The sequence below is a fragment of the Conyzicola sp. genome (assembly GCF_046714715.1).
GTDB lineage: Bacteria > Actinomycetota > Actinomycetes > Actinomycetales > Microbacteriaceae > Conyzicola.
The window spans coordinates 1-12,019 of record NZ_JBKKAD010000222.1; the positions used below are offsets into that span (position 1 = coordinate 1).

Below are 12,019 nucleotides of genomic sequence, written 5' to 3' on the forward strand. Positions count from 1 at the left end.
CAGGATGAGGCGCCAGTCGCGCGGCCCCTTGCGTGTGGTCTGCAGCACGCCGACAGCACCGAAGATTGCGCTGATGATCGAGCCGTTGAAGATGAACTTGCGCATGTGAGTGTCTCCTTGTTCGGTACTCCACGGTACCGGTTGAGGCGCGGTCGGCAACCTGAGGGCGCGAATCGGCGCCAGCTTGCGCGATCGCCGGGCTGGCCCTATGGCCCTCGGCGGCCCTACAGCCAGTCGCGCCGCTTGAACGACGCGTAGAGCATGCCGCCCACGACCACGATGAGACCGACGGAGAGGTAGCTGCCCCACACGGTGCCGAAGCCGACGAACTGCAGGTTCTGCCCGAAAAAGCCCGTGATGGCCGTCGGCACGGCGATGATCGCCGCCCAGCTGGTGACCTTCTTCATGATGAGGTTCATCCGGTTGCCCTGGATGGCGAGGTTGGTGTCGAGGATGGTCGCCACGAGGTCGCGCAACGACTCCGTCCACTCGGTGGCCCGCAGCACGTGGTCGTACACGTCTTGGAAATACGGCATCATGTCGTGATCCATAAGCTCGATGTCGCGCCGCATCAACGTGTTCACGACCTCGCGCATCGGCAGCACCGCCCGCCGCAGCGCCACGAGGTTCTTGCGCAGTTCGAACGAGTTGCGCTGGATTTCCGTTCCGTGGTTCTTCTCGTCGAACAGCAGGTCCTCGTAGCTCTCGATCTCGCCGTCGAGGTCCTGCACGGTCGCGAAGTGCCCGTCGACGATCACGTCGAGAAGGCCCCAGAGCAGGAAGGCCGCTCCGTGCTGCGCGAGGTCGGGGTTGCTGTCCCAGCGCTGCACGACTGTGCCCATGTCGAAAGCTTCCGGATGAACCGTGACGACGGCCCTCGGCGTGATGAATGCCTTCACCTCCACCTTCGTGAGCGCGTGCGTGACCGCGTCCAGGTCGACCGCGTACGCGCTCAGGAACAGGTGGCTGTCGTAGCGGTCGAGCTTCGGACGCTGGTGCTCGTGCACCGCGTCTTCCACGGCGAGGTGGTGCAGCCCCAGCTCTTCCTCGATGATGGCGAGATCGGTCGCGGTGGGCGCCGTGAAGTCGGCCCAGACCGTGGCATCCGGCTCTTGCAGATAGTCCGAGATCTCGGCCACCGGGAAGTCTGTCTTTACGAGTTGTCCGGCGCGATATAGCCGAGTAGTCACCATGAGGCAATGCTAGGGGCGCGAGCAGGGCCCCCCAGACGCCGCTGACGTCCTTTCCCATGCGCTGCTGGTACCCTGACAAAAGCTTGCCGACGATGGTGCTGGTGCGCAATCCGAATGGAGCCACAGCGTTTTATGAACGCCCCCCTTGATAGCCCTGAAATTCAATCGAACGACGACGAGGCGAAGTTCTACGACTTCGTCGTCGTCTCGAACCGGCTTCCCGTCGACCGCGTCGTCGACGCCGACGGCAACGAGAGCTGGAAGGGGTCGCCCGGCGGCCTCGTGACGGCCCTCGAGCCGATCATGCGCAGCAACGACGGCGCCTGGGTCGGCTGGGGCGGACAACCCGACCTCGACATCGAGCCGTTCGACAACGACGGCATCCACATCGTGTCGGTTCCCCTCAGCGAAGAGGACATCGAGAAGTACTACGAGGGCTTCAGCAACGACACGCTCTGGCCGCTGTACCACGACGTGATCGCGCCCCCCACCTACCACCGCGAGTGGTGGGAGAGCTACGTCGCCGTCAACCAGAGGTTCGCGGATGCCGCGGCTGCCGTCAGCGCGCAGGGTGGCGTGGTCTGGGTGCAGGACTACCAATTACAGCTCGTGCCCAAGATGCTGCGCGACAAGCGTCCCGACCTGACCATCGGATTCTTCAACCACATCCCGTTCCCGCCCTACGGCATCTACTCGCAGCTGCCGTGGCGCACCGCGATCATCGAGGGCCTGCTCGGCGCCGACGTCATCGGCTTCCAGCGGGTCGCCGACGCGAGCAACTTCGCGCGAGCGGTTCGCCGGCTGACGACCTCGAGCACGAAGACCACCACCATCGAGGTCGCGTCGCCGGGACATCCGACCCGCCGGGTCATCGCCAAGGCCTTCCCGATCTCGATCGACTCCCGGTCGTTCGAGGAGCTCGCCCGCCAGCCGCACATCCAGGCCCGCGCGAAGGAGATCCGCGAGGGGCTCGGAAACCCGAAGACGATCATGCTCGGCGTCGACCGCCTCGACTACACCAAGGGCATCGGCCACCGGCTCAAGGCCTACGGCGAGCTGCTCGCCGACGGCCGCATCAAGGTCGAAGACGTCACGCTGGTGCAGGTCGCGAGCCCGAGCCGCGAGCGCGTGCAGGCCTACATGGACCTGCGCGACGAGATCGAGCTCACGGTCGGGCGCATCAACGGCGACTTCGCCACGATGAGCCACACCGCCATCAGCTACCACCACCACGGCTACCCCCGCGACGAGATGGCGGCGCTCTACCTGGCCGCCGACATCATGCTCGTCACCGCGCTGCGTGACGGAATGAACCTCGTGGCCAAGGAGTACGTGGCGGCGCGGTTCGACGACGACGGCATTCTCGTGCTGAGCGAGTTCGCCGGCGCTTCCGACGAGCTCAAGCGGGCCATGCGCATCAACCCGCACGATATCGACGGGCTCAAGGAGACGATCCTGCAGGCCATCGCCATGCCGAAGCGGGAGCGGGTGGCGCGCATGCGTTCCCTGCGCAAGCGGGTGCTCGAGTACGACGTGGCCCGCTGGTCCACCTCGTTCCTCACCACCCTCGCGGGCGTACGCGGCGACCGCGAAGACGTCGAGACCGGGCTCGACCTCGACGATCCGCTCGGTGAACTCGAGTGGACGGTGGAACGCGCCCCGCGAGGAAGCGCGCTCTGATGGTCGACGTCGACACCCCACCCCCGTTCTCCCGACTGCCCGAGCCGCTCGTCGGCGCCCTGCGTGAGATCACCCGCACGAAGCAGCTGCTCGTCGCGCTCGACTTCGACGGAACGCTCGCGCCCGAGGTCGACGACCCCGAACGCGCACGCGCGCTGCCCGAGGCCCGAGCCGCGGTCCTGCGCCTGCTCGAGATGCCGCACACGCGCGTGGCCCTCGTCTCCGGCCGTTCCCTCGCGAGCCTCGAGCGGGTGTCGCAGCTGCCCGACAACGCGCTGCTCATTGGCTCGCACGGCATCGAGATCCGGCTCGACGATCCCGACGACATCATCGGGCTCGACGCCGCCGAGGTCGAGCGGGTCGAGAAGCTCAAAGAGGTGCTGAGCGAGGTCGCCGAGTCGATCGACCAGGTCTGGCTCGAAGAGAAGCCGGCCGGGTTCGCCCTGCACACGCGGCTGGCCACCGACCACAACTCGCGGGTGGCCCACCTGGTCGCGCGCAGCGAGGCCGCGGCCGAACTCGACAACCTCACGGTGCGCGGCGGCAAGAACGTGCTCGAGTTCTCGGTGCGGTCGACGACGAAGGGCGAGGCGATCGAGCACCTGCGCGCCTACACCGGCGCGACCGCCGTGTTCTTCGCGGGCGACGACGTGACCGACGAAGACGGATTCGCCGCTCTCAACGCCGACGACCTCGGACTCAAGGCGGGCGAGGGCACGACTCTCGCCAACCACCGCGTCAAGGGGCCGGCCGAGGTGGCACGGGCGCTCGCCATGCTCGCCGACCTGCGCGAGGGCGACGTACACGAGCAGTAGTGCCGGCTAGCGGGCACCGGCTCGTAGCCTCGCCTCGAGGCCCTCGCGCTGGTGCTCGTGCTGCCGCTGGTGCCTGTGCTCGGCCAGCGAGTTGCGCCAATTGGGGCACCCCGCCGCCCGAGGTGCCCCAAACGACGCAACCCGCGAGTGACCGCCGCCGCGTGCCTGCAGCCTTCGGAGAGTCAGGAGTCGGCGTCGCCGCCGGTGGCACGGGCCGCGGAATAGGGCCGACGTGCGTCGGCTGGCGCATCCGAGGTCCTGAATTTCCGAACAATTGCGGCGGCCCGCCGCGCGGCGGAAACCGGTGACCGTACTCCTCGGCGCTGCACGCTCCGGACGTTTCCCAGCCGAGTCACGGTAAACTCGTGACGCGGCTTCAGGGAACCTTTCCGAGTAATCTCCAGCGACGTGTACTTGCCGCACCAACGCACTGGGAGGCACCATGCTCGCGATTCTCATCGCGTTCGCAGCGCTCGCGCTGATCCTCCCACTGGCGCGCCGGGCATTCGGCCGCAACGTCTTCTTCATCGCGGCCCTCGTGCCGACCGCCGCCTTCGTGCACACCCTCACCCAGTCGTCGGCCGTCGCGAGCGGCGGGCAGGTCACCGAGGTCGTGCAGTGGGTGCCGCAGCTCGACCTCGCCGTCGCCGTGCGCCTCGACACCCTGTCGTGGGTGCTCGCCCTCGTCGTCACCGGTGTCGGCGCGCTCGTGCTGCTCTACTGCGCGCGCTACTTCACCGACGCCGAGGAGGGTCTCGGCCGATTCGCCGCCGTGCTGCTGGCGTTCGCCGGCGCGATGTACGGGCTCGTGGTGGCCGACGACGTCTACCTGCTCTTCATCTTCTGGGAGGCCACGAGCGTTCTCTCCTACCTGCTGATCGGCCACTACGCCGGCCGCAAGGCGAGCCGCGGTGCCGCGCTGCAGGCGCTGCTCGTCACGACCTTCGGCGGCCTCGTGATGCTGGTCGGCCTCGTGCTGCTCTCGGTGCACACCGGAACCTCGCGACTCAGCGAGATCGTCTCCCTCGCCCCGAGCGGCGCGCTCGTCACGACTGCGATCATGCTCATCCTCGTGGGCGCGATGTCGAAGTCGGCGATCGTGCCCTTCCACTTCTGGCTGCCCGCCGCTATGGCCGCGCCGACACCGGTCAGCGCCTACCTGCACGCGGCAGCCATGGTGAAGGCGGGCATCTACCTCATCGCCCGGCTCGCGCCCGGATTCGCCGACACCCCAGGCTGGCAGGAGGTCATCGTCGGTTTCGGCGTGCTCACGATGCTGTTCGGCGCGTGGACGGCGCTGCGCCAGCACGACCTCAAGCTCGTGCTCGCCTACGGAACGGTGAGCCAGCTCGGCTTCCTCATGGTGGTGGTCGGGTTCGGCACCCGCGAGACGGCGCTCGCCGGCCTCGCCCTGCTGCTCGCGCACGCGCTCTACAAGAGCACGCTCTTCCTCGTCGTCGGAATCATCGACCACTGCTCGGGAACGCGCGACCTGCGCAAGCTGTCGGGCCTCGGGCGCAGGACGCCGGTGCTCGCCGTCGTCACCGCGCTCGCTCTCGTCTCGATGGTGGGGCTTCCACCCGCGCTCGGCTTCGTCGCGAAGGAGGCCGTGTTCACGGCGCTGCTCGACAGCGCGACGGCCGGCGACGCGCTCGGCTGGGTGGCGCTCGTCGGCGTCGCGGTCGGATCGGTCTTCACCGTCGCGTACAGCGCGCGCTTCTTCTGGGGCGCCTTCTTCACCAAGCCTGGCGTCGACACCGTGAAGCCGGTCACCGAGAACGCGGCCTTCGTCGCCTCGCCCGCCCTGCTCGCGGCGAGCGGCATCGTGCTCGGCCTCGCCGCCCCGTTCGTCGACGCGATGCTCGTCGGCTACTCCGAGACCATCCCCGCGGAGGGGGAGGGCTACCACCTCGCCCTCTGGCACGGCCTCGAACCCGCCCTCGCGATCTCGGCCGCCACCCTCGTGCTCGGTGCCGCGGTGTTCATCTGGCGTGGCCGCTCGCTCGCGAAAGCCGACGCCTCCGCCGGTTCGGCCGCCAAGGCCTACTCGACGGTCTTGCGTGTCGTCGACCTCACCGCCGCGCGCACCACGAGCGTCACCCAGCGCGGCTCGCTGCCGTTCTACCTCGGTGTCATCCTGACCGTGTTCATCGTCGCGGTCGGCGCCGCTCTCGCACTCAACCGCAGCTGGCCCGCCGGCATCAAGTTCTGGGACTTTCCCGCACAGGCCGCGATCGGCGTCGTGATGATCATCGCCGCGATCGCCGCCACCCGCGCCACCAAGCGATTCCAGGCTGTCGTGCTCGTCGGCGTCACCGGCTACGGCATGGCCGGCCTCTTCGCCCTCGAGGGTGCGCCCGACCTGGCTCTCACGCAGATCCTGGTGGAGATCGTCACCCTCGTCGCGTTCGTGCTGGTTCTGCGCCGGCTGCCGGCGCGTCTCGGTGTGCGCAACGGCCAGGGCAACCGCGTCGTGCGTGCCGCCATCGCGATCGGCTTCGCCCTGGTGATGGGTATCGCCGCGATCGTCACCCTCGGCGCCCGCGAGGCCCTGCCGATCTCGCTGCAGTGGCCCGACCTCGCCTACAACCAGGGTCACGGACGCAACGTCGTCAACGTCGCGCTCGTCGACCTGCGCGGCTGGGACACGATGGGCGAGCTCAGCGTGATCATCGTCGCCGCCACCGGCGTCGCCAGCCTCATCTTCATCAGCGGCCGCGCCGACAACTTGCCGCGCCTGCCCCGTCGCGAGGCCAAGAAGAAGATCAAGGCCCAGCGCATCAGCGCCTACAACGCCCAGGTCTCCGGCGACGACGCACGCACCTCGTGGCTGCTCGCAGGCCGTACACTCGCGGCCGGAAACCGGTCGATCCTGCTCGAGGTGGTCGTGCGGCTGATCTTCCACCCGATTCTCATCGTGTCGATCTACCTGCTCTTCGCGGGCCACAACCTGCCCGGCGGCGGTTTCGCCGGCGGCCTGGTGGCCGGCCTCGCCCTCGTCGCCCGCTATCTGGCCGGCGGCAGGCACGAGCTCGGCGCCGCCGCGCCGATCGACGCGGGCAAGCTGCTGGGCGCCGGACTCGCCCTCGCGGTCGGCACCGCGCTCGTGCCCGTCTTCTTCGGACAGGCGGCGCTGCAGTCGAGCTTCATCGAGGGTGAGGTGTGGCTCTTCGGTCACGTCGAGTTCGTGACATCCACGATCTTCGACGTTGGCGTCTACCTCGTCGTGGTGGGGCTGACCCTCGACGTTCTGCGCAGCCTCGGCGCCGAGGTCGACCGGCAGCAGGAAGACGACGACGCCGACCAATCCGCCGACAGGCCCGAGGAGGTGACCGCGTGAACATCGCCCTCGTGCTCGTCGCCGTGATGGTCGTGCTCTACGCCGCCGGCATCTACCTGCTGCTCGAACGCAGCATGACGCGCGTGCTGCTCGGCTTCCTGCTGGTCGGCAACGCCACCAACCTGCTGCTCCTCACCATGGTCGGCAAGGTCGGCAGCGCCCCCATCGTCGAGGACGGCCTGACGGCGGCCGAGATGACCGACCCCATGCCCGAGGCGCTCATCCTCACCGCGATCGTCATCACCTTCGGCGTCTCGGCGTTCCTGATGGCCCTCATCTACCGGTCGTGGCGACTCGAACGCGACGACGACGTGGACGACGACGTCGACGATGTCGCGCTGCGGGCAGACGAGGTCGCCGAACTCGGCGAGACCCTCGAGACCACGACCGACGACACAGAATTCGGGGCAAGCCGGTGAACCTGAACGCCCTCGTGCCCCTCGTGGTGATGCTGCCGCTGCTCGGCGCCGCATCGACGCTGATCCTCGGCCGCCGCCCGCGCGCGCAGCGCATCGTCGCCGTTCTGACACTGACCGCTGTGCTCGCAATCGGCGTGGTTTTGCTGGTGGTGGTGGATGACACGGCGCCCCTCGTCCTCGAGGTGGGCGGCTGGCAGGCACCGTTCGGCATCGTGCTGGTCGTCGACCGGCTGGCCGCGCTCATGCTCGTGGTCTCGGCGCTCGTGCTGCTCGCCGTGCTCGTCTTCTCGGTCGGGCAGGGCCTCGCCGACGGCGACCACGAGACGCCGGTGTCGATCTACTATCCGACCTATCTCATCCTCGCGACCGGCGTCTTCACGGCGTTCATCGCGGGCGACCTCTTCAACCTCTACGTCGGGTTCGAGATCCTGCTCGTGTCGAGCTACGTGCTGATCACGCTCGGCGGCACCGAGGCGCGCATCCGGGCCGGCGTCACCTACATCGTCGTGAGCCTGCTCTCGTCGCTGCTCTTCCTCGCCGCGATCGCCATGATCTACGGGGCCGTGGGCACCGTGAACATCGCCCAGATCTCGCTGCGTATGGCCGAGATCCCGCAGGACGTGCAGATCATCCTGCACGTGATGCTGCTCATGGGGTTCGGCATCAAGGCCGCGGTGTTCCCGCTGTCGTTCTGGCTGCCCGACTCCTACCCGACGGCGCCCGCGCCGGTGACGGCCGTGTTCGCCGGGTTGCTCACGAAGGTGGGCGTCTACGCCATCATCCGCACCGAGACGGTGATCTTCCCCGGCCCCGAGCTCAACACGGTGCTGATGGTCGTGGCGCTGCTCACCATGGTGGTCGGCGTGCTCGGCGCCGTCTCGCAGGCCGACATCAAACGCATCCTGTCGTTCACCCTCGTCAGCCACATCGGCTACATGATCCTCGGCATCTCGCTCGGCACGGCGGCCGGTACGGGCGCGGCGATCTACTACATCGTTCACCACATCATCGTGCAGGCGACCCTCTTCCTGGCCGCCGGACTGATCGAGCGGGTCGGCGGCACCACGTCGATCACCAAGCTCGGCGGCCTGATGAAGGCGGCGCCGGTGATCGCGGTGCTCTACTTCATCCCGGCGCTCAACCTGGGCGGCATCCCGCCGTTCTCCGGCTTCATCGGCAAGCTCGCGCTGTTCGAGGCGAGCGCGACGCAGGGCACCCCGCTCGCCTACGTGCTCATCGCAGCGGGAGCGCTCGTGTCGCTGCTCACGCTCTACGCGCTCGTGCGCGTGTGGAACATGGCGTTCTGGCGCTCGTCCTCCGAGGTGGAGAACTACGAGTCGACCCTGCTGCGCAACGTGTCCGAGGCGCCGAACGCCCCGGTGATGCGCGAAACGCGCACCGCCCCGAGACTCATGGTCGCCGCGACGGCGGGCATGGTGGTGGTGAGCCTCGCGCTCACCGTCTTCGCCGGACCGCTCTACGGCATCGCCGCACGCGCCGGCGAGAATCTCGAGGGACCGTCGTTCTACGTCGACATCGTCTTCCCCGGGGGTATCGATGACTGACAACGCGGCCAAGAAGCACCTGCGGGTGCGGTTCCTGCATCAGATTCCGCTCATCGTGGCGCTCGTCGTGCTCTGGATGCTGCTCTGGGGCAACGTCTCCGTGCTCAATCTGGTGACCGGACTCGTCCTCGCGATCCTCGTCACGCGCGTCTTCTACCTGCCGCCGGTCGACCTCACCGGCCGGCTGCACCCCTGGCACCTCGCCGTGTTCGTCGGCACCTTCGCCTGGCAGCTCGTGGGCGCGTCGTTCATCGTGGCGGCCCAGGCGTTCGGACGCCGCCCCGCACGCCAGAATGCCGTCATCGCCGTGCAGCTGTACACCCGGTCCGACCTGATCATGACGCTCACCGCCATCGCCCTGTCGCTCATCCCCGGCTCGCTCGTTCTTGAGGCCGACCGCGCGAACTCGATCCTCTACCTCCACGTGCTCAACACCCCGTCGCTCGAGGCCGTGGAGAAGGCCCGCCGACGCGTTCTGCTGATCGAGCACCGCATCGTGTTGGCGCTCGGCTCCCACGACGACCTCGAGAGGATAGGCGCATGACAGTCATCTACGCGATCGTCGGCGTGCTGTTCACGTTGGCGGCGCTGCTCACCGTCTACCGAATCGTGCGCGGACCCTCGATCCTCGATCGCATGATCGCCTCCGACGTGCTGCTGACGACCCTCATGCTCGTCGTCGGCGCCGAGATGGTCTACAACGGCCACACCCGCACGATCCCGCTGATGGTCGTGCTGGCCAGCACCGCGATCTTCGCGACGATCGCCGTCGCCCGCTATGTCTCTAAGCAGGACCGACCGGCCGGCATCCCGGTGGGAGTCGACAGCCCGCTCGGCGAGAGCGCGTCGGCGACGTCGGGTGCGGCCGACGAGTCGGTCGAGATAGGCGACGATGCGGATGCCACGGGCGGAGGTACCCCGCGATGACCAACGACGTTCTCGACCTCCTCGCCGCCATCTGCCTCCTGTTCGGCGCGTTGCTGTCGCTCGCGGCGGGCGTGGGCCTCGTGCGGTTCCCCGACGCGCTCAGCCGCATGCACGCCGCCACCAAGCCGCAGATACTCGGTCTCATCTTCGTGGTGCTCGCGATCGCCCTCGAGTCGCGAGCGTGGTCGACGCTGCTGTTGCTCATTCCGGTCGTGCTCTTCCAGATGCTCACGGCGCCGATCTCCGCGCACATGGTCGGCCGGGCCGGATACCGCACGGCCAACTTCGACCACGAGCTGATGATCGCCGACGAGCTCGAGGAGGCGGTGGAACGGGCGACCGCCGAGACACTCGAGGCGGCGAAGAAGGAGCCGAGAGACTAGAACCGTCGGGCGCGGGCCCAACCGCGCAGGTGCAAGCCTCGGTCAGTCGCGTTCATTACACTCGTAACATGCCGGACACATCCCCAGACGCCATCGACATCAAGCCCCGCTCGCGCACCGTCACCGACGGTATCGAAGCCACGACGTCGCGCGGAATGCTCCGCGCCGTCGGCATGGGCGACGCCGACTGGGAGAAGCCGCAGATCGGTATTGCGAGCTCGTGGAACGAGATCACTCCCTGCAACCTCTCGCTCGACCGCCTCGCGCAGGCGGCGAAAGAGGGCGTGCACGGCGGCGGGGGCTACCCGCTGCAGTTCGGCACCATCAGCGTCTCCGACGGCATCTCGATGGGGCACGAGGGCATGCACTTCTCGCTCGTCTCCCGCGAGGTCATCGCCGACTCCGTCGAAACCGTGATGATGGCCGAGCGCCTCGACGGTTCGGTTCTGCTCGCCGGCTGCGACAAGTCGATCCCCGGCATGCTCATGGCCGCCGCCCGCCTCGACCTCTCGAGCGTCTTCCTCTACGCCGGCTCGATCGCGCCGGGCTGGGTGAAACTGACCGACGGCACCGAGAAAGACATCACCATCATCGACTCGTTCGAGGCGGTGGGCGGTGTAAAGGCCGGCACCATGAGCCTCGAAGACGCGCACCGCATCGAGTGCGCGTTCGCGCCGGGCGAGGGAGCCTGCGGCGGCATGTACACCGCCAACACCATGGCCTCCGTCGCCGAAGCTCTCGGCCTCAGCCTCCCCGGCTCCGCGAGCCCGGCCGCCGCCGACCGCCGCCGCGACTACTACGCCCACCGCTCGGGCGAGGCTGTGGTCAACCTGCTCCGTCTTGGCATCACGGCACGTGACATCCTCACCAAGAAGGCTTTCGAAAACGCGATCACCGTGGCGATGGCGCTCGGCGGCTCGACCAACGTGATCCTCCACCTGCTGGCCATCGCCTACGAGGCAGAGGTCGAGCTCACCCTCGACGACTTCAACCGCATCGGCGACAAGGTTCCGCACATCGGCGACCTCAAGCCCTTCGGCAAGTACGTGATGAACGACGTCGACCGCCAGGGCGGCATCCCGGTGCTGATGAAGGCGCTGCTCGACGCCGGCCTCATGCACGGCGACGCGCTCACCGTCACGGGAAAGACACTCGCCGAGAATCTCGCCGAGATGAGCATCGACCCGCTCGACGGCAAGGTGCTGCGCACGCTCGACAACCCCATCCACGCGACGGGCGGCCTCACGGTGCTGCACGGCTCGTTCGCGCCCGAGGGATCGGTCGTCAAGACCGCCGGCTTCGACGCCGACGTGTTCGAGGGCCCCGCCCGCGTGTTCGAGCGCGAGCGCGGAGCGCTCGATGCCCTCACCGAGGGAACGATCAAAAAGGGTGAGGTCGTCGTCATCCGCTACGAAGGCCCCAAGGGCGGACCGGGCATGCGCGAGATGCTGGCCATCACCGCCGCCATCAAGGGCGCTGGGCTCGGCAAGGATGTACTACTCTTGACGGACGGGCGATTCTCGGGCGGCACAACCGGCCTCTGCATCGGCCACATAGCACCCGAAGCGGTGGACTCCGGTCCCATCGCCTTCGTGCGTGATGGCGACCTCATCCGTGTCGACATCGCCGCTCGCTCGATCGACCTACTCGTCGACGCCGCTGAGCTCGAGGCCCGCCGAGAAGGCTGGGCTCCCCTC

At 68.1% G+C, this 12,019-nt stretch carries 9 protein-coding genes and 1 pseudogene; 9 read left to right on the forward strand and 1 reads right to left on the reverse strand.

Annotated features, from left to right (window positions below; all coding sequences use genetic code 11):
• Positions 1–224: 224 nt before the first annotated feature.
• A complete protein-coding gene (locus tag ACLQ6X_RS17220) occupies positions 225–1,139 on the reverse strand; it encodes a magnesium transporter CorA family protein (protein WP_411701374.1) in 915 nt (304 codons plus the stop codon).
• Positions 1,140–1,325: 186 nt separating this feature from the next.
• Here ACLQ6X_RS17220 and ACLQ6X_RS17225 point away from each other — a divergent pair, with 186 nt between their 5' ends.
• The 9 genes and pseudogenes from ACLQ6X_RS17225 to ilvD form a co-directional block, all read left to right on the forward strand.
• Complete coding sequence (locus ACLQ6X_RS17225) at positions 1,326–2,873, forward strand: trehalose-6-phosphate synthase (RefSeq protein ID WP_411701375.1); 1,548 nt, start codon at positions 1,326–1,328, stop codon at positions 2,871–2,873.
• Positions 2,873–3,688, forward strand: coding sequence for a trehalose-phosphatase (otsB, locus tag ACLQ6X_RS17230; protein WP_411701376.1), 816 nt, complete (start codon positions 2,873–2,875; stop codon positions 3,686–3,688). The genes ACLQ6X_RS17225 and otsB overlap by 1 nt, the downstream gene beginning before the upstream one ends.
• Before the next feature lie 442 nt (positions 3,689–4,130).
• The gene (locus tag ACLQ6X_RS17235; RefSeq protein ID WP_411701377.1) at positions 4,131–7,028 is read left to right on the forward strand and encodes a Na+/H+ antiporter subunit A; all 2,898 of its coding nucleotides are present in this window, start codon (positions 4,131–4,133) and stop codon (positions 7,026–7,028) included.
• Entirely contained in the window at positions 7,025–7,447 is a 423-nt protein-coding gene (locus ACLQ6X_RS17240) for a Na(+)/H(+) antiporter subunit C (protein WP_411701378.1), read from the forward strand. The genes ACLQ6X_RS17235 and ACLQ6X_RS17240 overlap by 4 nt, the downstream gene beginning before the upstream one ends.
• A gap of 2 nt (positions 7,448–7,449) precedes the next feature.
• On the forward strand, positions 7,450–9,012 hold the full coding sequence (locus tag ACLQ6X_RS17245; RefSeq protein ID WP_411701382.1) for a Na+/H+ antiporter subunit D: 1,563 nt from the start codon (positions 7,450–7,452) through the stop codon (positions 9,010–9,012).
• Positions 9,005–9,556 (forward strand): Na+/H+ antiporter subunit E, encoded by a 552-nt coding sequence (locus ACLQ6X_RS17250; protein ID WP_411701379.1) that lies wholly within the window; start codon positions 9,005–9,007, stop codon positions 9,554–9,556. The genes ACLQ6X_RS17245 and ACLQ6X_RS17250 overlap by 8 nt, the downstream gene beginning before the upstream one ends.
• Positions 9,553–9,807, forward strand: a pseudogene (locus ACLQ6X_RS17255) (monovalent cation/H+ antiporter complex subunit F); the annotation flags it as partial. The gene ACLQ6X_RS17250 and the pseudogene ACLQ6X_RS17255, both read left to right, overlap by 4 nt.
• A 128-nt stretch (positions 9,808–9,935) precedes the next feature.
• The gene (mnhG, locus tag ACLQ6X_RS17260) at positions 9,936–10,322 is read left to right on the forward strand and encodes a monovalent cation/H(+) antiporter subunit G (protein ID WP_411701380.1); all 387 of its coding nucleotides are present in this window, start codon (positions 9,936–9,938) and stop codon (positions 10,320–10,322) included.
• A gap of 68 nt (positions 10,323–10,390) precedes the next feature.
• Positions 10,391–12,019, forward strand: a 1,629-nt coding sequence (gene ilvD, locus ACLQ6X_RS17265) for a dihydroxy-acid dehydratase (RefSeq protein ID WP_411701381.1), incomplete at its 3' end; no start/stop codon positions are given.

What these genes read in the sequence shown, in the direction of transcription:
- ACLQ6X_RS17225 (WP_411701375.1), top strand. Translation starts at nt 1,326, where the DNA reads ATGAACGCCCCCCTTGATAGCCCTGAAATTCAATCGAACGACGACGAG.
- otsB (WP_411701376.1), top strand. Translation starts at nt 2,873, where the DNA reads ATGGTCGACGTCGACACCCCACCCCCGTTCTCCCGACTGCCCGAGCCG.
- ACLQ6X_RS17235 (WP_411701377.1), top strand. Translation starts at nt 4,131, where the DNA reads ATGCTCGCGATTCTCATCGCGTTCGCAGCGCTCGCGCTGATCCTCCCA.
- ACLQ6X_RS17250 (WP_411701379.1), top strand. Translation starts at nt 9,005, where the DNA reads ATGACTGACAACGCGGCCAAGAAGCACCTGCGGGTGCGGTTCCTGCAT.
- mnhG (WP_411701380.1), top strand. Translation starts at nt 9,936, where the DNA reads ATGACCAACGACGTTCTCGACCTCCTCGCCGCCATCTGCCTCCTGTTC.